Source organism: Belnapia sp. F-4-1 (assembly GCF_000802185.1).
Lineage (GTDB): Bacteria > Pseudomonadota > Alphaproteobacteria > Acetobacterales > Acetobacteraceae > Belnapia.
This window is the reverse complement of sequence record NZ_KN676113.1, coordinates 4,922,786-4,944,660: the sequence shown is the minus strand read 5'-3', so window position 1 is coordinate 4,944,660 and position 21,875 is coordinate 4,922,786. Positions and strand designations below refer to the sequence as shown.

Below are 21,875 nucleotides of genomic sequence, written 5' to 3'. Positions count from 1 at the left end.
GGAGGGACGAGGGAGTTGGGTTGCTCACAGTGGCGTAGTGGGCGCTTGGACGATGCAACCTACGCCCTGAAATGCATCCGGATTTAAGTAGAGAGTTGTGAGAGTGACCAAAGCCAAAGGGGCCGATACCGAACCGGCCGAGGCTCCTCGCCCTGGGAGGTTTGTGATTCCGTACCGCAGTTTTCCCCGCCGGGTGAGTTCCTTTCCCAGGCCAAGGAGCGAAGGGCACAATCGGCAGCGGCTAGGTCGCTATGCTGTTGAGGGCTGACCGGTTGCGGCTGTCCTCGGTCATCGTCGCGCTCAGGGTATGCGAGCGCAGGTACTGCCGTTTCAAATTAACTGAGTTTGGGGGTCTGGTGGCATTGTCGATGTCACAGATTTAAGCCAGTCAAACCAAACGGTGCCGAAAAAGCCGAGTAGCGCAAAACCAGAGAAAACAAGCAAAAACCAGAAACTGGCCGTGCGGAAAAAGCGCGGAAAGGTAAACTCGAAAGGGAGCCCCTTTACCATTGCGTCAGCTTCAATCTTTTCTTTGTGGGACTGACATACTAGCGATTCTAGAGACTTTAGGCTGTTATTATGGTATGTTATTAGGCGGATAAGCAACCAAATCCACAGAGTAGACAGCGCCGAAATTGCCGCCATGGAACAGCGTACGACAACAGGATGGTCATTCATCGCTGTCAGTAGAGCTGCGTAGGAAGCTCCAAGGAACGCCATCAATACGCCAGAACCATTCCAACGTATCTGGTCCCAATGACGAAAGTTGTTGCAAAACTGCTCGTAGATTTTTAGGGTGAACTCTCGTCTCTCACGCAGTGGTGGAGGGCCGACTTCCGCTTTCGCCAGCACTGCCAGCAAAAGGTTGAAGGTGGCCTCATAAATACCCTTATCCTCTGACGACCGCGGCCCAGCGACGTTCAGGGTACCGCAACGGATCAATCGGAGCCAGTTAACGACCCGATCCACTGCAGCATCCTCATTTAACTCATTGAGGTCGATGCATAAGAGTGGTTTTTGATGCCGTGTCGCTAAAACGTAAGTCAGTTTTGTTCCTTCGGAATTATTCGGTGGACCATGCGTGACGATTAGCGTCGCGTCTGACTCAACGACATTAAATTTTGTGCGCTCTTCAGGGCAGGTGCTCTGCAGTTCTTCCACAGCGTAGCGGTCCGAAATCGGACCGTCTGCAGCCCAACGGCCCCGGGGTACTTTTCCGCCATGTGGCAGACCCGTCGCCAGCGCTACGTCCAAAGCAGCTCGATCGGCGCCGGTTTGTCCCCCGGAGATGATTCTCATCCTCCTGTCCTCTTCCATGGCGTCAAGGGCAGCGGTGCCATCCAAATCACCCTTCATCAGACACGATCCGTTGCCGAACGAAAAGTCCACGTCATCTAATCCGTGGCTGTATCGAGCGCCGTTTGCTGCTGGAGCGTCAACGCGAGGGCGTGGCCAAGGCTGGAGAAAAGGAAGCGTCGCGGCGGCGACAGGCGCGAAGGTGTATGGACGGTAAGCGCTGGTGCTGTTTGGCGGCTACGCCGCGCTAGCGGATGCTGTGGCCGGGCAGTTAACAGGGCTGGATTCGGGCACTGGAGGTTCCGCATGCGGGCATCCTGCATGGCGTCCTCCCCCTGCTACTCCAGCCAGACCCGCCACCAATTTCACCGTTCTGTAACAAACAGCAGCACTTTGAAAATCTATGACCTTTCTGCAAACCTCGAATTGAGGTCACCTGCCTGGGTGTTTGCGTGAAAGGTCTCGGAATTATGCTGGACTTTGCAACGAAACGTTCACCGACATCTGAGGCGGAGCGGCGTCCCGGTGGTGACATCGGACGTGTGAACCATCGGAGCCTGTCCGGCCACGGTATGTCGAAGGGCGTCATGCTGGCTTCCCTCGCGGTGACCATGCTGGCCACCTGCGGTCTTCCAGCAGCTGCACAGCCGCGTGAAACAGTCCAAGTTACCGGCAGCTCAACGGTGTTCCCTTTCACCTCCGCGGTCGCCAGTAGCATGGCGAGAGCGGCAGGAGGGGAGCGCGTGCAGGTTACCAGCACCGGCACCGTGCATGGCTTCGCCCAATTCTGCCGAGGCGCCAGTCTCCAGCATCCCGACGTGCAAAATGCATCACGGCGCATGACGGCTGGTGAGTTCAGCTTGTGCGTCCGGAATGGCGTTAATGAGATAATGGAAATCCCGATTGGGTTCGACGGTATCGTTGTCGCGCACCGCAAAGGGTTGCCCTCGCCCAATTTCACTCTTGCCCAGCTCTGGATGGGAGTCGCCAAAGATGTACCGCAAGGCGGCCGCATCGTGCCGAACCCGTTCACCTCCTGGCGTCAAATCTCGGCCTCCCTGCCAGATTGGCCCATCAGCGTCATCGGACCGCCGCGGACCTCCGGCACCCGCGACAGCTTCACCGAACTAGCGATGCTGGCAGGCTGCCGGACGTTCCCGGAAATCCAGGCCATTACGGACGCCGCTGAGCGGACCCGCCTTTGCAGCACCGTGAGGGAGGACGGAGGCTGGATCGACGGCGGTGAGGACGACCAGGCCATCGTGCGCCGCGTTACAGACGGCCGCGACGGCACACTCGGCGTCTTCGGTTTCAGCTTCCTGCAAGCCAATAGGGAGCGCATCGAAGGCTCCTCCATCGAGGGCATGGACGATTCGGTCGAGACCATTGCCTCTGGGCGTTACCCTCTCTCGCGGCCTCTCTTCCTGTATGTGAAGAGGTCGAATCTCGATCGGGTGCCAGGTCTCAAAGAGTTCCTTGCCGAGTATGTCTCCGACAGCGCCATGGCGCCTGGTGGTTACCTTGTGCGTATCGGCTTGGTGCCCGTCGGCTCCGAACGACTGCTGCAGATCCGGGATGCGGTGCGAGACCGCACTATCATGACGCGGCGTCCGAATGATTGACACGCAGCACGCTCAAGGAAATCACACGATGCTGAAAGCACTCCTCGTGCTTATCGCCGTGACCGGGCTCACATCGGTCCCAGCCGCCGCGCAGCAAGCTCAGGGCTGCACGCCCGGTGCGCTCGAAGCCCGGTACTGCGACCGAGATGGCGACATGGTCGCCGACGCGCCGCAGGACGCGAACCAACTCGTTGACCCCTCAACGCTCGTTTTTGCCTATACCCCGGTTGAGGACCCAGCAGTTTATCGCCGGGTATGGGAAGGTTTCCTTACTCACATCGGTCGTGAAACCGGGAAGCGCATCCAGTTCTTCGCGGTCCAGAACAACGCCGCACAGATTGAGGCGATGCGTGCAGGGCGCCTACATGTGGCTGGTTTCAACACCGGGTCCACGCCACTCGCCGTCAACTGCTCGGGCTTCGTGCCCTTCGCCATGATGGCCTCGAAGGCGGGCGAGTTCGGCTACGAGATGGAGATCATCGTGCCCTCCGAGAGCCCCATTCAGAAGCTCGAAGACCTGCGCGGGCGAACGGTTACCTTTTCCCAGCAAACCTCGAATTCCGGCTACAAAGCGCCAGTGGCCTTGCTGCAGGGGCAGTTCAATCTCCGCGAGGGTACCGACTACCGCTCGAACTTCTCGGGTCGCCACGACAACTCGGTCATCGGCATCGCCAATCGGGACTACGAGGCGGCAGCAGTGGCGAACAGCGTGATGCGCCGGATGGTGGCCCGACACACTGTCGACGCGGCCCGCATCCGATCCATCTACCGAAGCGACAGCTTTCCAACGACCGCCTACGGCTACGCCCACAACCTCAGGCCCGCGCTCGCAGAGAAGATTCGAGCGGCCTTCTTCTCCTACGACTGGCAGGGAACACCGCTCCTAGAGGAGTTCAGCAAGTCCGAGCCGCCGCAGGAAAGGTTCATGCCCATCACTTACCGAGAGCATTGGGGCGTCATCCGTCAGATCGACCAAGCTACCAACGTCTCATACGCCTGCCGGTGAGCCACGCGGATGTCTGATCGGTCCCTGGATCGCCTAGCCGTCCTTGAGGTGGCGCGCCTGAGCAAGCGTTATCCCACCGGTGACCTTGCCCTTCGTGAGGTCGACCTCCGGGTGGATCGTGGCGAGGTGGTCGCGCTTATCGGGCCCTCGGGCGCGGGCAAGTCCACCCTCATCCGCTGCGTCAACCAGCTCGTGCAGCCGACATCGGGCGTGGTCCGCCTCGACGGCACCGAAGTGACCGGCCTCGGCTCCCGAGCCCTCCGTCGAGCGCGCAGGCGCATGGGGATGATTTTTCAGGAGTACGCCCTGATCGAGCGGCTGACGGTCATGGAGAACGCGCTTTCCGGCCGCCTTGGCTATGTCGGCTTTTGGCGTTCCTGGTTCCGACGTTTCCCGATGAGCGACGTGGCGGAAGCCTTTGCTCTCCTCGACCGCGTTGGCCTGGCAGACATGGCGAACAAGCGGGCAGACGCGCTCTCCGGCGGCCAGCGGCAGCGCGTCGGCATCGTCCGCGCCCTGATGCAGCGCCCGGAACTCCTCCTGGTGGACGAGCCAACCGCCAGCCTCGACCCGAAGACCAGCCGACAAATCATGCGTCTTATACTGGAGCTCTGTGCCGAGCGCGGGCTCGCCGCCATCATCAATATCCACGATGTCGCGCTGGCGCGGCAGTTCGCCATGCGGATTGTGGGCTTGCGGTCGGGCGCCATTGTCTTCGATGGAGCCCCTGGCAGCCTGGATGCGGCAGCCCTGACGTCCATCTACGGAGTGGAGGATTGGTCGGCCACGCTGGGCCAGGGTGCCAAGGACGCGAAGGAAGACCGTTCGCCGCAGCGTGGTACCCTGCCCGATGTCGAGCGGCTGGCAGGCCTGGCATGAGCGCCTCGCAACCGACGGCGGAGGCTCACACGGCACTGGCCGCTCAGTGGCGCCCGCCGCCGCTGATCGCAAGCCCAGTGCTGCGCTGGTCCCTCATCCTCGGTGGGCTGGCGTGGCTGGTGGCCGCCTTGGTCTTCATGGAGATCAACTGGGCCCGGGCCGCGGAGGGCTGGGCTCGTGGCGTGCGGTTCATGGCGGCGTTCCTACCACCAGACTTCATCTCCAAGTCCGACGACATCGCCGAGGGCCTCCTCGAAAGTGTGACCATGACGGTCGTGTCGACGGTCCTCGGACTGGCGCTTTCGGTGCCGGTGGCCGTCGGCGCGGCCCGCAACTTAGCGCCCCGGCCGATCTACCTTGCGTGTCGGTCCATCCTGGTGGTCAGCCGAACGTTCCAAGAGGTGCTGGTTGCGATCTTGTTCGTGGCCATGTTCGGCTTCGGCCCCTTGGCCGGAACGCTCACGCTGGCATTCGCCACTGTCGGCTTCGTCGGCAAGCTGCTGGCCGAGGACATTGAGGCGACAGATCCTGCCCAGCTCGAAGCCATGCGGGCGACCGGCGGCTCGTGGCTGCAGGCTCTGACCTGGGGAATTCTGCCCCAGGTGAAGCCGCGCCTCCTTGGTCTCTCGCTTTACCGGGTGGACATCAACTTTCGGGAATCCGCGGTCCTGGGCATCGTCGGTGCAGGCGGCATTGGGGCAACCCTGAACACCTCGCTTGACCGCTATGAGTTCGACACAGCCGCAGCAATCCTCCTACTCATCATCTTAATTGTCATGGCGTGCGAATACGCCAGCGGCGTCATCCGGAAGGCGGCGCTTTGATGCCGTCGCTCCCCAGCTCAGGGGTGGAGGCCTCAATCTGGCGCCGTCGTTCAGTGAAGGGCGACCTGCTGGCCTGGGGCGCCTGGCTGGTGGTCGTTTTGGCAACCATGCTGTCGTTCCGTACGATATCGGACGCGACGATTTGGGACTTCGTTTGGGACGCGCCCACGCAAGGCGCCGACCTACTAGCCCGTGCGGTGCCCCCGCGATGGGAATACGCCGGTGTCCTATGGAAGCCGCTATGGGACACGGTAAACATGGCCTCGCTGGGCACACTGGTTGCCATGGCGCTGGGCGTTCCTGTCGCCGTCCTGGCGGCGCGCAACACGACACCGAGCGTCACCCTCGTGCGCCCCCTCGCGCTCCTCGTCATCGTTGCCAGCCGGTCGATTAACAGCCTCATCTGGGCGTTGCTGCTGGTCGTCATCATCGGGCCGGGACCGCTTGCTGGAACCATCGCCATCGCTCTTCGGTCAGTCGGCTTCGTCGGCAAGCTGCTCTACGAAGCCATTGAGGAAATCGACCGAGCCCAGGTCGAGGCTACCGAAGCTACTGGCGCCTCTCCTGCCCAGGTTCTCGCCTGGAGCATCGCGCCGCAGGTCGCGCCCACCATTGCGGGAATCGGCGTGTTCCGCTGGGACATAAACATCCGGGAAGCCACGGTGCTGGGGCTGGTCGGGGCCGGTGGTATCGGCCTGCAGCTAGAAGCATCCGTGGCGACCCTCGCCTGGCCCCAGGTGAGCGTGATTCTGTTGCTCATCCTGGCCACCGTAATCGTCAGCGAGTGGGTGAGCGCCCAGGTGCGGAGGGCAATCACGTGAACACCGGACGCAGCCTCATGTACTTGGCAGGAGCGGGTCCGGCGCCGCGCCGCGACCGCTAGGCATAAATCCAATGGAATCCTCAGCCGCTGCTGATGTCTTTGCCGCCCTTGGCCAAGAATCTCGCCTCGACCTGCTTCGGACGCTCCTGGAAGCAGGCCCCAGCGGCCTTTCCGCGGGCGCAATCGGCACAGCCCTCGGCATCGTGCCCTCTACCTTGTCTTTCCACCTGCGGGCCCTGGAGCAGGTTGGGTTGATCCGCCCGACCCGGCAGGGCCGCAGCCTGATCTACGCCGTCCAGGTCGACCGCCTCCGTCAAACCATCGCCTTCCTCACAGAGACCTGTTGCGGCGGCCAACCCGAGCTTTGCGGAGCGCTGACCTTGCCAATGCTCGCCTCCTCCCCGGAGAACTCCCCGATGACGCCTGCCTTCAACGTCCTCTTCCTGTGTACGCGCAACTCCGCGCGCTCGCTGATGGCTGAGGCGATTTTGAGGAAGCTGGGAGGGGACCGCTTCCGGGCCTATTCGGCGGGGTCTGACCCGGCGCCGCAGCCTATGCCGGAAGTTGTTGAGAAGCTCGAGACTCTCGGTCACGACGTGTCAGGCATCCGCAGCAAATCCTGGCAGGAGTTCATGCACAGGGAAGCGCCTCGCATGGATTTCGTGATAGCGCTGTGTGACACCCTTCAGGGCCAGAACTGTCCCGACTTCGGCGACCAGGCGATCACGGCATCCTGGCCACTGCCAGGACCCGGCAAGTTCGAGCCTGGATCCAGCGAGCGGGTGCTCCTACTCAATGAGCTCTACGCTAACCTGCATCGGCGTATTGGCATCTTCACCAACCTGAAGTTCGAGGCGTTGGACCGCATGTCGCTGCGGCACCAGCTGGATGACCTCGCGCAGGCCCCCCTCTCTGTCGCAAAGGACCGTTGAGATGCGCATAGGCATCAATGGTATGGGTCGCATTGGTAGGCTGGCGCTCCGCGCGGGCCTGGGCGGCGTCTTCCGGGAGAATGACGATCCACGCGTGGGGAACCGGCTGGACGTCGTCCACGTGAACGAACTCAAGGGCGGCGCCGAGGCCACCGCCCACCTCCTCGAGTTCGACAGCATCCACGGCCGCTGGCGCGAGCGGATCGGGGCGGAGGACGACCGCGCTATCACCATCGGCAACCGGCGCCTCGGCTTCAGCGCGGAAGCCAGCCCCGCCGATGTGCCGTGGGGCGACCTCGGCTGCGAGGTCGTCCTGGAATGCACGGGCAAGTTCCTGAAACAGGAGCAGCTCCAGGGTTACTTCGACCGTGGCGTGAAGCGCGTCATCGTCGCGGCGCCGGTCAAGGATGGCTCCGCCCTGAACGTGGTGGTCGGTGTCAATGAAGACCGCTACGACCCGAGGGAGCACCGGTTGCTGACCGCCGCCTCCTGCACCACCAACTGCCTCGCCCCGGTGGTGAAGGTGGTCCACGAGGCCATCGGCATCCGGCACGGCCAGATCACCACCATTCACGACCCGACGAACACCAACGTGGTTGTGGACGCTCCGCACAAGGACCTGCGCCGGGCCCGCTCGGCCATGCTGTCCCTCCAGCCGACGACGACCGGCAGCGCCACGGCCATCTCGCTCATCTACCCCGAACTTAAGGGCCGCCTGAATGGCCATGCCGTCCGGGCGCCGGTGCTGAACGCCTCGCTGACGGACGCCGTCTTCGAGATGCAGCGCGAGACCACCGAAACCGAGGTCAACGAGCTGTTCCGTTCAGCAGCGGCAGGGCCACTCGCGGGCATCCTTGGCTTTGAGACGCGACCGCTCGTTTCGGCCGATTACGCGAACGACACCCGCAGCGCCATCGTGGACGGGCCGAGCACCATGGTGACCGACGGCACCCTGCTGAAGGTCTACGCGTGGTACGACAATGAGATGGGCTACGCCTGCCGGATGGTGGACTTGGCCAACATCGTCATCGAACGGGGGGCATGATGTCCGGCGTCCGCAACTACCTCGTCGTGACCGGTGCCTACTGGGGCTTCACGCTCACCGATGGCGCGTTGCGGATGCTGGTGCTGCTGCACTTCTACCAGCTTGGCTACACGCCGTTCACGCTGGCCTTCCTGTTCCTGCTCTACGAGGCGGCGGGCATCTTCGCCAACCTGGGCGGCGGCTGGCTGGCGGCGAAGTTCGGCATCCCCCGCATGCTGGCGATTGGCCTGACGCTCCAAATTGGCGGCCTGCTGATGCTGTCGGCGCTTGACCCGACGTGGAGCGCCGCCGCGTCAGTGGCCTGGGTCGTCTGCGCCCAGGGCATCTCCGGCGTAGCCAAGGACCTAACCAAGACGGCCTCGAAGTCGGCCATCAAGGCGTCCTCGCAGCAGGGCGCCGGTCAGTTGTTCCGCTGGGTCGCTTGGTTCACCGGCTCCAAGAACGCCATGAAGGGCTTCGGCTTCTTCCTCGGCGGCTTCCTGCTCCAGGCCGTCGGCTTCCGCCCGGCGCTCTGGCTATTGGTGGTGCTGCTCGCGGTCGCCCTGATGGGCGTGCTGCTGTCCCTGCCGCGCGAGCTTGGCAAGGCCAAGGCGTCCAAGAGCTTCAAGGAGCTCTTCGCCAAGAACCGCGGCGTCAACCTGCTGGCGGGCGCCCGGGTGTTCATGTTCGGCTCCCGCGACGTCTGGTTCGTCGTGGGCCTGCCGGTGTTCCTCTACAGCCAGGGTTGGAACTACGTCGGCGTGTCCACCTTCCTGGCCGCCTGGACGATCGGCTACGGCGGCGTGCAGGCCCTGGCGCCGCAGGTGGTCCGCCGCAGCCCGGACGGGCTGTCCCGCGAGGTGCTGGAGGCGCGCCTCTGGGGTGTGGCGCTGGCCATCATCCCCATTGCCCTCGGCTTGATGCTGGCAACCGGCGCCGTCGGCCGCCCGGACCTGATCGTGGTCGCAGGACTGGCCATCTTCGGCTTCGCGTTTGCGGTGAACTCGTCGCTGCACTCCTACCTCATCCTGGCCTACGCAGGCTCGGAGAAGGCCGCGGAGGACGTCGGCTTCTACTACGCGGCGAACGCCGCAGGGCGCCTCGGCGGCATACTGCTCTCGGGCCTCCTGACCCAGTACGCTGGGCTGGAGGGTTGCCTTTGGGGATCGGCCGCCATGTTGACGGCATGCTCCATTCTGACCTTCGCGCTGCCCGAGAGAAGAGAGGTTGCTACCCTGGGATAGAGAGAGCGGTCAGGAGTGCCGATACCTCAAGAACCCGCCCGTGTCGCCTGTGCGGCCAGGCTCAACAAGGTCGTCTTCCGGTAGCGGGGATCGTCCGTCACCTCTTCCCCTGCCCATGGCGGCAAGGAGATCGGCTGGTTCGGATGCCCAAGCTCAACCTCGGCGAACTCGATGCCGCTCAATGGGCCCAGGTGAACGTCGACCGCCCACTTCAGCCCGGCATAGGGCACGATGTGCCGCGTCTTCTCGACATGTGGCAGGTCGCACAGTGCAAGGATCTCGTCAGCTTCGGTGAGCGGGATCTCGTACTCGTACTCAGGGCGGCTGATGCCACAACGCGGCCCCTTCACGGTGATGAAGGCCCGGTTTCCCGCATGCCGGACACGGACCTTGCCTTCACCGAAACGGGCAATCAGCCCGTCTTTCAATGAAAAGGTCTGGACAACCCCAGCCCGCCATTCATCGCTCTTCAGCAAAAACTTACGCTCAATCTCTACCGCCACTGTGGGCACTCCAGAGGCTCTGCTTCACAGCGGGGCATCTAGCGCAACGAAGCTGGCATGTTATCCCCCTGAACGACCCATCTCTCGAATCCCATCTCCCTGAGCGCTCCAACAGGTATTCTGACGCGCTTGACTTTCGGGATACATCCACCACACTCGATATATGGAATTTAGAGACGCCTTGGCCTGTCTAGGTGCCCTTTCACAGGGCACCCGCCTGGAGACGTTCCGGCTGCTGGTGCGTCACGAGCCAGAAGGGTTGCCAGCGGGTGAGGTCGCGCGTCGGCTCGACGTACCCCAGAACACCATGTCGACGCACCTGGCGGTCCTGACGCGCGCCGGGCTGCTGCAGTCGGAGCGACACAGCCGCTCCATTGTCTACCGGGCTGACCTGAACCGCCTGCGCGAGATGATGCTGTTCCTGGTGAAGGAGTGTTGTGAAGGGCATGCGGACCTCTGCGAGCCGCTCATTGCCGAGCTGCTCCCGTGTTGCCCGCCATCGCCTCAGATGGCCGTCTAATGACCACCGACGTCGTGATCTACCACAACCCTGGCTGCGGCACGTCGCGCAACACGCTGGCGATGATCCGCAATGCGGGCATCGAGCCGCACGTGGTCGAGTACCTCAAGAAGCCGCTGTCACGGGGCCTGCTGCTCCAGTTGATGGAGCGCGCCGGTCTGAGGCCGCGCGACCTGCTGCGTCAGAAGGGCACGCCTTATGCCGAGTTGGGGCTAGACGATATGTCGCTGATGGATGAGCAGTTAGTGGACGCTCTGATGGAGCACCCCATCCTCATCAACCACCCCCTGGTGGTAACCGAACTCGGCGTGAAGCTCTGCTGCCCGTCCGAGGCCGTCCTCGACATTCTGCCGCTGCCGCAGCAGGGCGCGTTCAGCAAGGAGGATGGCGAGGTTGTCGTGAATGCAGAGGGCCGCCGGGTAGCCTGACCGCCGCCTCGGCCGCTTTTCCCTATCCACCTTAAGGCGTCTCGCGCTGCCGTATTGAGACGGCAGACGCCGTGTTGCGTCTTCTTGCCTGTGAGAACACGTCCCCATGCTGGCCCTAGCCATCTTCGTCCTGACCCTCGTCCTGGTCATCTGGCAGCCACGTGGCCTCGGCATTGGCTGGTCCGCCATGGGCGGCGCCGTGCTCGGTCTGCTTACCGGCGTTATCGGCTGGGCCGACGTGCCGGTGGTCTGGGACATCGTCTGGGATGCCACCTTCACCTTTGTGGCGCTCATCATCATCTCGCTGCTGCTGGATGAGGCCGGGTTCTTCCAGTGGGCCGCCCTGCACGTGGCACGTTGGGGCGGCGGGAACGGGCGGCGGCTGTTTCCGCTCGTCGTGGTGCTGGGCGCGATCATCGCCGCCTTCTTCGCCAATGATGGCGCAGCCCTGCTGTTGACGCCCATCGTCATGGCCATCCTGCTGCGCCTGAACTTCTCCGCGGGCGCCACGCTGGCCTTCATCGTCGCCTGCGGCTTCGTGGCCGACACCACCAGCCTGCCGCTGGTGATCTCCAACCTCGTCAACATCGTCTCGGCCAACTACTTCAACATCGGCTTCGACCGCTATGCAGCGGTCATGGTGCCCGTGAACATGGTGGCGCTGGCGGCAACCTTGGGGGTTCTCTGGGCGTACTACGGCCGCCAAGTGCCCGCGCGCTACCCTATGGACCAGCTTGAGCGACCCGGGTCCGCGATCCGCGACCACCTCGTCTTCCGCGCCGCCTTCCCGCTGCTCGCCGTGCTGCTGCTGGCCTACTTCGTCCTGGCGCCCTTGAGCGTGCCGGTCGCCGCCGTGACCGGCGCAGCCGCCCTGGTCCTGCTGGCGCTGGCTGGGCGCTGGCACCGGGGCGGCCGCGGCGGCGTGGTGCCCGTCCGCAAGGTGCTGGCAGGAGCGCCCTGGCAGATCGTCATCTTCTCGCTGGGCATGTACCTCGTGGTTTACGGCCTGCGGAATGCCGGGCTGACGAACTACCTGGCTCAGGCCCTGGTCTGGCTGGCGGGACATGGCCAATGGGTCGCCACCATCGGCACCGGCTTCGGGGCGGCGCTGCTGTCCTCGGTGATGAACAACATGCCGGGCGTGCTGGTGGGCGCGCTGGCTATCGAGCAGGCACAGGGCATCCCGCCCGCCATCCGCGAGGCCATGATCTACGCCAACGTCATCGGCTGCGACCTGGGTCCCAAGTTCACGCCCATCGGCAGCCTGGCGACCCTGCTCTGGCTGCATGTGCTGGCCAGCAAGGGCACGACAATCACTTGGGGGCAATACATGAAGGTCGGTTTGGTCATCACGCCACCCGTCCTGCTGGTGGTGCTAGCGGCCCTGGTCCTCTGGCTGCCCGTGGTGGGGCAGCCGTGAGCAGCGAGGTTCTCCGCGATGTGGTGGTAATCGGGGGCGGACAGTCCGGCCTCGCCGCCGGGTACTTCTTGCAGCGAGGCGGGGTAAACTTCGAGATCCTGGACGCCAACGACCTTCCTGGCGGGGCTTGGCCCAGCGCTTGGGATTCCCTACGGCTGTTCTCGCCCGCCCAGATGAGCTCGTTGCCAGGCTGGCCCATGCCGCCTTCAGCAGGGGGATATCCGTCCCGGGACCATGTGGTTGACTACCTGACGAACTATGAGCAGCGATACAGTCTGCCGGTCCGGCGTCCTATCCATGTCCAGGCTGTCGAAGGGGCGGGTGACCGGCTGGCCTTGGGGACCAATCACAGCATCTGGTTGGCACGCGCGGTCATCAGCGCAACCGGCGGTGCAAGCCACGCCTCCATCTCGGAGTATCCGGGTCAGGCGAACTTTCGCGGCAAGCAGGTTCACTCCTCCGCCTACCGCTCCCCTGACGACTTCGCGGGCCAGCGCGTGCTGGTGGTTGGTGGCGGCAACTCCGGCGCGCAGATCCTGGCCGAGTTATCCATGGTCGCCGAGACGACTTGGGTCACACCGGAACCACCCCGCTTCCTGCCGGACTATATGGACGGCCGGGTGCTGTTCGAGCGCGCCACCGAACGGGTGCGCGCTCAGATGGAAGGCCGGGAGCCGGAGGCGCTGAAGAGCGGGCTGGGCGACATCGTCATGGTGCCACCGGTGCGGGAAGCTCGGGACCGCGACGTGCTCCACGCCGTCCAGCCCTTCACCCGCTTCGAAGCCGAAGGCGTGGTCTGGCAGGACGGCACGCGCAGCCCTGTCGATGCCGTCATCTGGTGCACGGGGTTCAGGCCCAGCCTGGGCCACTTGGCGCCGCTCGATGTGCTGGAGGCGGATGGTCGCGTGACCGTCGAGAACGGCCATTCCACGCGAGAGCCTCGCCTCTGGCTGCTCGGCTACGGCGACTGGACCGGCGCCGCCTCCGCCACATTGGCGGGCATCACCCGATCGGCCCGTGACACCGTTCACGCCGTCCAACAGTTCCTGATGACAGGGAGACCCTGATGCCCTCCGAGCTCGACCTCTCGCTGCCCAATGTCTCCGAGGATCACCTCGAGATGCCAAACTCCGCCAAGCTCGGCACCCCCGGCGCCAGCAGGCATCCGCCGCGCATCCTGTTGCTTTACGGCTCGCTGCGGGAGCGGTCGTACAGCCGGTTTCTCACGTTGGAGGCGGAGCGCATTCTTCGCCGCTTCGGCGCCGAGACCCGCGCCTACGACCCGCGCGAACTTCCGATGGTCGACAGCGTACCAGCCGACCATCCCAAAGTGGTGGAGCTCAGGGAGCTCTCCCTGTGGTCCGAGGGGCAGGTCTGGTGCAGCCCGGAGCGGCATGGCGCCGTCACCGGCGTGCTCAAGAACCAGATCGACTGGCTCCCCCTTGAAAGTCGCGGTGTCCGCCCGACCCAGGGCCGGACGCTGGCTGTAATGCAGGTCTCCGGCGGTTCGCAGAGCTTCAACGCGGTGAACACGCTGCGCCTGCTCGGCCGCTGGATGCGGATGATCACCATCCCCAACCAGTCCTCGGTGCCCAAGGCGTACGAGCAGTTCGATGAGGCGGGCCGGATGCTGCCAGGGCCACTCTACGACCGGGTCGTCGACGTCATGGAGGAGTTGGTGAAGTTCACGCTTCTAACGCGGGACATTTCGGGTCACATGACCGACCGGTACAGCGAGCGGAAGGAACGGGCGGAGAAGAAGGCCAAGGCAGATCTTGCCGTCTTGTCGGGTGCCGCGAGCTGAAGGTAGGCGGTTGGCAGCAGGACGCTGCTGCTCCTGTGTCATCTGTGCGCCCACTTCGGCCATCAGCTTACCATAGCGGCGTTCCCGAAGGCGGAGGTGCCTAGCCAGCTGTCCAACGGCCGAGTTGGATGGGAAGTTAAAGCTTGGAGCGCGCTTGTTCCGCAACGGCGCTCACTTCGCGGCGGCGCCCGTCCTGCCCACGAGCCTGAGCATGATGGCGAGATCCAGCTCCGCCGGTTCCTCGTGGCCGGGCGGCCGCGTGTATTCGGGCCCGTCCCCGGATGCCCGAGGCTGGTCCAGGCGAGCCCACTCGGACTTGGCGCTACCCTCGTCGCGGCTGAGGGTCACCGCCTCGCCCAAGAACGAGAGCTGAAAGGTGCGCCCGTCAGGCGACAGGATCTCGGCCTCACCGCATCCAGGTAGGAAGGCGTCCACCAGGTTCTTGGGCAGCTTCGGCGGCTCCGCGGCCTCGTAGAGGTCGGCCGCAAGCCTGGCGTCCCCAGCGGAGGCGAACTCGCCAATGGGCAGGGGCGCGACCGGAAGGCGGCCCTCCTCGTCAAAGGAGGCGTAGCGGAGTTCGGCGCGGCCGCCCGCCCGAAGCTCGGAGACCACCCATACGCCATGGGCGGCCTCCAGCGTCCACGGAGCGCCCGCTCCCTTCCATGTCCAGCCATCCGACATCGGCACCTCCGGTGGCAGAACTCCCGGGCGCGCACTTGGTCACCAAATGCGGTGCCCGGAACTGCGGTGGATGCGACCGGTTGTCCTGCTTAACCATTGAGGAGCTCATATCCATGGCCCAACCCAGGCCGCGGGAGCCTTGGCCCCGAATACGCCCCAGGTGACGCCCTGATAGCCGCCGATGTCACTCGGGCTAGCACTCCCTGTCGGGTTCCTCCTCGATCCAGGCCGGGACTGGCCAGGATCGGCGTGGTTCTTGCCACGGCCCTGGCCGTCTTGACCCTGCAGGCATGCACCGCCCCGGAGGTGGGCCCCACCGCAGCAGGCGCCGAGGTGCAGCCGCATGGGCAGCGAGGTTCAGCGCCGCCCCCGCAGCACCTCGTGGAGGCGAACGGCGTCAAGCTGCGCTTTGTCGAGCGAGGGTCGGGCGACCCACCCGTTGTGCTGCTGCACGGTGACGGGTCCATGATCGAGGACTTCGCCACCAGCGGCTTGCTCGACCTCAGCGCCGGGGCTCATCGGGTTCTGGCGTTCGACCGGCCCGGCTATGGCCATAGCGAGCGGCCGCGCGCCCGAAAATGGACGCCGGAGGCCCAGGCAGAGGTGCTCGCGGCGGCGCTCGCGCAGCTCGGGGTCGAGCGGCCGATCGTGGTCGGGCACTCCTGGGGTACCCTCGTCGCGCTCGCCCTGGCGCTCGACCACCCCGCCGCGGTGTCGGGCCTCGTGCTGGTGTCCGGCTACTACTACCCGGTTCCCCGCCCGGCCGCCGCCCTCGCGGCGCTTCCCGCGGTCCCGGTGTTGGGGGATGCGATGCGCTACACGGTCGCGCCCGTGCTCAGCGCGCTGCTCTCGCCCGGCCTGATCGCCAAGGCATTCGACCCGGCGCCGGTGCCGCCGCGCTTTGCCGCGGGATTTCCGGTTTGGCTGACGCTCGGCCCCGGGCACATCCGAGCCAGCGCGGAGGACAGCGGCTTACTTATGCCATCGGCCGCGGGGTTCGAGCACCGCTACGGTGAGTTGCGTCTACCAGTGGCGATCGTGGCGGGCGCCGACGACCGCATCGTGGATCCCGGGCTGCACTCCGTCCGCCTGCACCGCGAGCTGCCAGGGAGCACGCTGCGGGTCGTCCGGGGGCAAGGCCACATGGTGCATCACGGCGCCGCTGATACGGTGGCCAATGCCGTGGAGGCTGTTGCCTCAGCCGCCCGGCAGGCGCCGGTCAGTGAAGCGGTGCGCCTCCCGTGCCTGGCCGCCGGAGGGCAACCCTTCGGCGGCAGCGTCCCGCTTCGTTATGCTGCGCGCAGGCCGTGCGTGGCGGTGGAGGCGGCCCATTCGGCCTCCAGCAGGTGAGACAAGGACATGAACCACTCCGGAAGCATGCAGGACCCCTGGACCTGGCAGGGCATCCTGCTCGCTGTTGCCATCATCCTCGCCGTCCTAGCGGCACTGAACTACGCCGCCGCGCGATGGGCGGAGCGGCGCAATCCGCCCAAGGGCGCCTTCCTCGAGGTGGACGGCGTGCGGCTGCACTACAGCGACCGCGGTAGCGGGCGGCCCGTCGTCCTGGTGCATGGCAACGCCGTGACTGGGGACGACTACAACACCAGCGGCGTCGCCGAGCGCCTGCACGGGACCTGCCGCGTCGTCATCTTTGACCGGCCCGGCTACGGCTACAGCGAACGGCCGCGCTGGCGCCCCTGGGTAGCCTTCGAGCAGGCCGAGCTGCTGCACAATGCCCTGAAACAGTTGCGGGTGGAGCGGCCGATCGTCGTCGGCCATTCCTGGGGGACGTTGGTGGCCCTCGCGCTCGCCATCCGGCATCCGACCGATACAGCCGGGCTCGTGCTGCTCTCGGGCTACTACTTCCCGACCTTCCGGCTGGATGCGCTAATGGTGGCGCCGGGGGCGACCCCCGTGTTGGGCGACATCCTACGCTACACCATCTCGCCCGTCTTCGGCTGGCTCACCATGCCGCTCACCAAGCTCGCCATGTTCGCCCCCGCGCCGGTCACCGGGCGCTTCAAGGCCGAGTACTCTAACGCTATGGCGCTGCGGCCGTGGCAGATCCGGGCGACCTGCGTGGACGGCGCGATGATGGTGCCGAGCGCGAGGAGGCTGCAGGCCCACTACGGCGAGCTGGCGATGCCGGTGGTCATCATGGCGGGCGACGGCGACAAGATCGTCAGCTACCACCTCGCCGAGCGGCTGCGCGCGGCAATGCCCGACAGCACCCTTCAGATCGTGGCGGGCGCAGGGCACATGGTCCATCACGTCGCCACTGATCAGGTGGTGGAAGCCATTCTCGGGGTGGCCAGGACAGTCAACGACCCGATCTCCTCGACGGCGCCACTCTCCACATCCCGGACATTTACCGACGGTGCGAACGATGCCGCCTGATATCTCCGGTAACTGGTCAGAGTCGAACCCGGCGGTGCCATTTATGCAAAGAAGATCTGCTTTCGGCCTTCAGGATCCGGAAGGTGCCTGTCCGCTTTCGGCCAAGTTCGGTCACGAGAGGTCGCCCTCATGCCCGCCCGCTGCCGAAAGGCCAGCGGCACCCGGGCCGTGATGCTAGCCGCTGGGGCTACGCCGCCTTCGGGCTCCCTCAGCGTACCGGTGGTTAGACTGGCCGAAAGGCGGCCTTCGTGCCCGTCAACTGTATACCTGGTGTCGATGGCCCGCCCGACATCGCTGGACGGTAGCCAAAATCGGCGGCTATGCGCCCATCTTGCCTATCCGTATGGCATTGTCGCCTTCCCGAAAGCGGACATCACCGCCCAAGCAGCATATGGCCGAGAAAGGTGGGAAGCGGTCCTTTACTGTTACCATAGAGGCGCCGAGAGGATTGCCCAATGGACCCGCGAGACGGTCTTGCCCTTCGTCGCAGGGATGCGCGACGTATCCTGCTCCACCACTTGGCCGCCAAGCTGCTAGTAGAACCACAGCCCAACCTCACTGATCTCAAGAACTCAGGGATGCAGGCCGCATCGTGCGTCTTGCGCCAGAACTCGCATGTCCGATCGCTATGCCGAGCCAACGCTTATCAGTAGAGGATGCGCGTGCGGAGGCCAACGACGAGGGCATTGCGCCCGCCCGGCCTCTCGCTCGGCTGCCAGATATGCGTGACGACCGGCTGCAGGTCGAAGCCGGGGCGTATCTCGGCGAGGTAGGTCAGCTCCAGATTCGCCTCGAAGCTGCGGCGCGACTGCGCGCTGCGTGACAGCCTTGCGAGGTCGCGGTCGTAATCGCGCACCGCCTGCGAATATTCGGCGAAAATGAAGCTCGCGCCGAAGCGGTCGTTGGGCCTTCCCGGTACGAGATTGGCAAAGATGATCCCGCCATCGGCATAAAAGCCGATGGTGCTGCGGTCCTGCGGCGCGACCGAGATGCGTCCGAAGACCGAGATGCCTGACAGCGCATCGCCGCCTGCGGGCCTCCACAGCTGCTGGTCGAGGATTCCATACAGCCCCCAGGTGCCGCGGCGGCGGAGCGGCGTGCCGACACTCCCCGGGTCGGCCAGCAACGAACCGTCCGCTGAGAAGCGCAGATCCTCGAACCGGCCCAGATGGCCCCAGCCGCCGAGCTTGAGGGTGCGGGCGAGGCCGGACGCATCCGCCTCCTGGTTCCAACGCCACCGCGCCTCGGCGAAGAGGAGCGCCGGGTCGCGCACCCGGAAGTTGGTGTTGTAGCGGTTGCGTACCTGGTCATCGACGCCCTCGCGGCCCGGCGGGCCGGTGTCGCCGTTGAAGATCGCGGCGCTCATCTCGAAGCCTGGGTGCGGCCGGAACCCCACCATCGCGCCGGGCGTCGCAAGCGGAAAGGCCGGGCCGCCGCCCGGCAGGTTGAGCGCGCTGATCGTCGGGAAGTCGCTTTGGAGGAACATCACCGACAGGTCGGAGTAGAGGAACTCCACATCGGCCGCGAGCTGGCCCGCGCGCAGCCGCACCGCGCCCCCGAACAGGCTTTGTTCCAGCCAGACCTCCGAGAGCCGGATGCGCGGCATCGCCTCGATGGCGGCGATGGTGTTCACGCCGCCCACATAGTCGCGCCGGATGCGGCCCGAATTGTGGATGAAGAAGCCGTTCGCGTAGCCCCGTAGCCCGGTGAGGCCCGCCAGCCGCTCGAAATCGACCTGGAGAGAAGGCTCGAAAAGGCCCTGGTTCACCCAGCCGCGCCGCTGCCCGCCGCGTACATTGCCGAGTACATCGTTGATGTAGGAAAGACGGAAATCGATCCCTCGGTCGGAAAGCCTCCGGACGATGCCGAGGGGGTCGCCGCCATCCGGCAGCGTGTTGCGCAGGGAGGAATCCACCGGGCCGTCCGAACGCGGGCCGCGCTCCTCGATCTGCGCCCGCGGGCCCTCTCCGAGGGGCAGGAGGGCCAGAAGCGAGGTGGTTAGAAGGATGCGCGACAGGGCGGACAGGGTGCTGCGACTGGCTGGCATGATCCTCTTTCCAAAGCCATATCCGCCGATAGATCCTGGTCGCACGCACCGGCTCAAGTCGCGGATGGTGACACTTGGCGCCGGTAAGAACCTAGTCGGTCGCTACGCATCTCGCACCCCTCTGGCTGGAGGGCACGGTAGCGCCGATGTTTATTCCATATGATCGGAGTTGCTCCAGTCCTGCATTCTGGGATGCAAGATCGACGCCTGTAGGATTTGCGAGCTGGAGTTTCTCCCGCCAGAGTCGAGCTCGCACACTGCCGTGATGTCAGAATGCCTGCCGACCGGCGCATCTTGTCCCTCTGCCGCGCGCGATGGAGGGACCAGTGCTGCGCCGGATACTTTTCGGGACAACACTTGCTGCTGCCTTGGCTTCCGGAACCCGCCCGCGGGCTCAGGCCGAGGCCGTCGACGTGCTCCTGGTGCTCGCGGTGGACGTATCGCGCTCCATCGACGACGACGAGGCACGTCTCCAGCGCCAGGGCTACCGTGCCGCCATCACCGACCCCAGGGTGGTCGAAGCCATCCGAGGTGGCCTCGTGGGCGCGATTGGGCTGGCCTACGTCGAATGGGCGGGGATTGAGTACCAGCGGCTCGTCATCCCTTGGACCCGCATCGGCAGCCAAGCCGACGCCGATGCCTGGGCAGAAGCGCTCGAGCGGGCTCCCCGCGTGTCGCTCTCATGGACCTCCATCTCGGGCGGCATCGAATTCTCGCGGCGTGTCATGGCTGAGGCACGCTGGGAAGCGACCCGGCGGGTCATCGACGTCTCCGGCGACGGGGTGAACAACAGCGGCCCGCCTGCCGAGGAGGCACGCGATCGCGCCGTGGACGCAGGCATCACCATCAACGGCCTGCCGATCATGAACGACCAGCCGACCTTCGGCCGCACACCAGCCGTCCCGCTTGACCGATACTACGAGGAGAGCGTCATCGGCGGCCCCGGCGCCTTCCTCATCGTCGTGGAGGAGTTCGAGAGCTTCGGCGCCGCGGTACGGCGCAAGCTGATCCGCGAGATTTCGGACCAACCCTTGCCACGGCGCAGGGTGGCTCGGGCCGGTCCGCCGTCCGAGGATGCCGCCCGGCATTTCGAGTCCCGTCCGGAGGAGGACGGCCAATAAGTTGCCACCGGTCAGAGCCAGCCACGTTGCTTGAACCAGTAGTAGGGTGCGACAGCGGAGGCAACCATGAGCACCAGCGCGAAGGGATAGCCGAAGAGCCAGTGCAGTTCTGGCATGTGCTCGAAGTTCATGCCGTAAACTGTGCCCACTAGGGTCGGGGGCAGGAACAGCACTGCGGCAATTGAGAACACCTTGATAATGTTGTTCTGTTCAATTCCGATCAGCCCAAAGGTCGCCTCAAGCAGGAAGCCGATCTCGGAGGAGAGTTGGGTGTCGTACTCGGTGAGGGAGGCCACGTCGCGGTCGAGGGTGCGCAACCGCGCCCTGGCGCCATCCTTCAGACGGTCGCCCATACCCTGACGAAAGTAGGCCAACATGCGCCCGATGCTGAGCAGGCTCTCGCGCAGCTTGCCCACCAGCGAGTTGGTCCGGCCGAGGCTTTTGACCACGGCCTGCAAATCGGCGCGGGCCGGGCGGCCGCTCGTGTGGTTGATCGACCCCGTCTTGGACGCACCTGCCTTCTCATCCGCGGCTCCATCACTTTCGAACACCCGCTCCGAGAGTGCGTCCAACTGAGCGTCGGTCCCCTCCAGGATGTCGGCGAGCCGGTTCACGATGTTCTCGACCAAGGAGAGGAAGACCAACTCGCTCCTGTCGTGCGCGCCGGGATCGCGGCGGCACTTTGCGGCAAAGGTGCGGAACGGTAGGGGGTCGGCGTAGCGCACCGTCACCAGGGTTTTGGGAGTGAGGACGAAGGTGACCTCGGCGGTGCTGGGACGGCGGTGTTCGGCGATGCCGGTCACGACCACGGCCGTCATCACCATCGCGCCCCGGTCCTCGTAGAGGCGAGAGCTCTCCTCGATCTCGGCCATCTCCTCCCGGGTGGGGACGCCGACGCCGAGCAGGCGTTCAACAGCAATCTCTTCGTCACGGGTCGGATTGTGCAGATCGACCCAAAGGACATCGTTGGGCAGCGCTTCAGGGCTGAGGCTGGCAAGGGGGCCCAGCACGCCCTCCTGCACCGCGAAGGCAGTGATCAAGAGCGACTCCTTGGTGGGTTTGTCACCGACGGTGCTCGAAGGGTGCCGTCGGCCTTTCGGGTGAGCGGCCGCATCAGAACGCCATGCGGGTGCGGAGCCCGATGATGTTCACAGGCCCGCGGTCAGCGTTGTAGGCGGGTTAACGGTCAATGGGTAGTTGAGCACGACGTTCAGCCCCGGCGCCACCTGCGCATCGTAGTAGAGCTCCGTGACCCACTTCGGGGCATAGTTCAGGCGCCCGTCGCCAGCCCGACGTCCGCTTCT

Annotated in this window: 21 protein-coding genes; 16 read left to right on the top strand and 5 right to left on the bottom strand. The window is 65.1% G+C overall.

The features are described 5' to 3' along the window. Nucleotides 1-330 precede the first annotated feature (330 nt). A complete protein-coding gene (locus tag LH62_RS29550) occupies nt 331-1,356 on the bottom strand; it encodes a putative molybdenum carrier protein (protein ID WP_082012741.1) in 1,026 nt (341 codons plus the stop codon). Between the two features lie 527 nt (nt 1,357-1,883). Between LH62_RS29550 and LH62_RS23335 the strand changes: the two genes are divergently transcribed. From LH62_RS23335 to arsJ, 8 genes are all read left to right on the top strand, one after another. Continuing rightward, on the top strand, nt 1,884-2,918 hold the full coding sequence (locus tag LH62_RS23335; RefSeq protein ID WP_160299877.1) for a substrate-binding domain-containing protein: 1,035 nt from the start codon (nt 1,884-1,886) through the stop codon (nt 2,916-2,918). Nucleotides 2,919-2,946: 28 nt separating this feature from the next. Beyond that, entirely contained in the window at nt 2,947-3,924 is a 978-nt protein-coding gene (gene phnD / locus LH62_RS23330; RefSeq protein ID WP_043364528.1) for a phosphate/phosphite/phosphonate ABC transporter substrate-binding protein, read from the top strand. Nucleotides 3,925-3,933: 9 nt separating this feature from the next. After that, complete coding sequence (gene phnC / locus LH62_RS23325; RefSeq protein ID WP_043364527.1) at nt 3,934-4,803, top strand: phosphonate ABC transporter ATP-binding protein; 870 nt, start codon at nt 3,934-3,936, stop codon at nt 4,801-4,803. Continuing rightward, nucleotides 4,800-5,627 carry a phosphonate ABC transporter, permease protein PhnE gene (gene phnE, locus LH62_RS23320; protein ID WP_043364526.1) on the top strand — a complete coding sequence of 276 codons (828 nt, stop codon included), beginning with the start codon at nt 4,800-4,802 and terminating at the stop codon, nt 5,625-5,627. Before phnC ends, phnE (LH62_RS23320) begins: the two co-directional genes overlap by 4 nt. Next, on the top strand, nt 5,627-6,448 hold the full coding sequence (gene phnE / locus LH62_RS23315; RefSeq protein WP_043364525.1) for a phosphonate ABC transporter, permease protein PhnE: 822 nt from the start codon (nt 5,627-5,629) through the stop codon (nt 6,446-6,448). Before phnE (LH62_RS23320) ends, phnE (LH62_RS23315) begins: the two co-directional genes overlap by 1 nt. A 73-nt stretch (nt 6,449-6,521) precedes the next feature. Continuing rightward, the gene (locus tag LH62_RS23310) at nt 6,522-7,382 is read left to right on the top strand and encodes a metalloregulator ArsR/SmtB family transcription factor (RefSeq protein ID WP_043364523.1); all 861 of its coding nucleotides are present in this window, start codon (nt 6,522-6,524) and stop codon (nt 7,380-7,382) included. Between the two features lies 1 nt (nt 7,383). Further along, entirely contained in the window at nt 7,384-8,427 is a 1,044-nt protein-coding gene (locus tag LH62_RS23305) for an ArsJ-associated glyceraldehyde-3-phosphate dehydrogenase (protein ID WP_043364522.1), read from the top strand. Continuing rightward, the gene (arsJ, locus tag LH62_RS23300) at nt 8,424-9,650 is read left to right on the top strand and encodes an organoarsenical effux MFS transporter ArsJ (RefSeq protein WP_043364521.1); all 1,227 of its coding nucleotides are present in this window, start codon (nt 8,424-8,426) and stop codon (nt 9,648-9,650) included. The genes LH62_RS23305 and arsJ overlap by 4 nt, the downstream gene beginning before the upstream one ends. Nucleotides 9,651-9,676: 26 nt before the next feature. Here the strand turns inward: arsJ and LH62_RS23295 are convergent, their stop codons facing one another. Continuing rightward, nucleotides 9,677-10,153, bottom strand: coding sequence for a CYTH domain-containing protein (locus LH62_RS23295; RefSeq protein WP_043366470.1), 477 nt, complete (start codon nt 10,151-10,153; stop codon nt 9,677-9,679). Between the two features lie 163 nt (nt 10,154-10,316). Here LH62_RS23295 and LH62_RS23290 point away from each other — a divergent pair, with 163 nt between their 5' ends. The 5 genes from LH62_RS23290 (at nt 10,317) to arsH (ending at nt 14,325) form a co-directional block, all read left to right on the top strand. Then, nucleotides 10,317-10,673, top strand: a complete 357-nt coding sequence (locus LH62_RS23290; RefSeq protein WP_043364520.1) for a helix-turn-helix transcriptional regulator — start codon at nt 10,317-10,319, stop codon at nt 10,671-10,673. Continuing rightward, entirely contained in the window at nt 10,673-11,101 is a 429-nt protein-coding gene (arsC, locus tag LH62_RS23285) for an arsenate reductase (glutaredoxin) (protein WP_043364519.1), read from the top strand. The genes LH62_RS23290 and arsC overlap by 1 nt, the downstream gene beginning before the upstream one ends. Nucleotides 11,102-11,207: 106 nt before the next feature. Beyond that, entirely contained in the window at nt 11,208-12,521 is a 1,314-nt protein-coding gene (locus tag LH62_RS23280; RefSeq protein WP_043364518.1) for an arsenic transporter, read from the top strand. Next, complete coding sequence (locus LH62_RS23275; protein WP_043364516.1) at nt 12,518-13,588, top strand: ArsO family NAD(P)H-dependent flavin-containing monooxygenase; 1,071 nt, start codon at nt 12,518-12,520, stop codon at nt 13,586-13,588. Before LH62_RS23280 ends, LH62_RS23275 begins: the two co-directional genes overlap by 4 nt. Continuing rightward, entirely contained in the window at nt 13,588-14,325 is a 738-nt protein-coding gene (arsH, locus tag LH62_RS23270; protein ID WP_043364515.1) for an arsenical resistance protein ArsH, read from the top strand. Before LH62_RS23275 ends, arsH begins: the two co-directional genes overlap by 1 nt. 171 nt (nt 14,326-14,496) lie before the next feature. On the opposite strand, the gene LH62_RS23265 is transcribed toward arsH, so the two are convergent. Then, nucleotides 14,497-15,006 carry a hypothetical protein gene (locus LH62_RS23265; RefSeq protein ID WP_043364514.1) on the bottom strand — a complete coding sequence of 170 codons (510 nt, stop codon included), beginning with the start codon at nt 15,004-15,006 and terminating at the stop codon, nt 14,497-14,499. 249 nt (nt 15,007-15,255) lie between these two features. Between LH62_RS23265 and LH62_RS23260 the strand changes: the two genes are divergently transcribed. Beyond that, nucleotides 15,256-16,356, top strand: a complete 1,101-nt coding sequence (locus tag LH62_RS23260) for an alpha/beta fold hydrolase (RefSeq protein WP_201445574.1) — start codon at nt 15,256-15,258, stop codon at nt 16,354-16,356. Nucleotides 16,357-16,365: 9 nt separating this feature from the next. Then, on the top strand, nt 16,366-17,403 hold the full coding sequence (locus LH62_RS23255; protein ID WP_052214847.1) for an alpha/beta fold hydrolase: 1,038 nt from the start codon (nt 16,366-16,368) through the stop codon (nt 17,401-17,403). Between the two features lie 646 nt (nt 17,404-18,049). On the opposite strand, the gene LH62_RS23250 is transcribed toward LH62_RS23255, so the two are convergent. Continuing rightward, a complete protein-coding gene (locus LH62_RS23250; RefSeq protein ID WP_052214846.1) occupies nt 18,050-19,450 on the bottom strand; it encodes a carbohydrate porin in 1,401 nt (466 codons plus the stop codon). A gap of 326 nt (nt 19,451-19,776) precedes the next feature. Between LH62_RS23250 and LH62_RS23245 the strand changes: the two genes are divergently transcribed. Then, a complete protein-coding gene (locus LH62_RS23245) occupies nt 19,777-20,571 on the top strand; it encodes a DUF1194 domain-containing protein (protein WP_236552612.1) in 795 nt (264 codons plus the stop codon). 11 nt (nt 20,572-20,582) lie between these two features. On the opposite strand, the gene LH62_RS23240 is transcribed toward LH62_RS23245, so the two are convergent. Then, a complete protein-coding gene (locus LH62_RS23240) occupies nt 20,583-21,611 on the bottom strand; it encodes a magnesium transporter CorA family protein (protein ID WP_043364513.1) in 1,029 nt (342 codons plus the stop codon). Nucleotides 21,612-21,875: the final 264 nt, after the last annotated feature.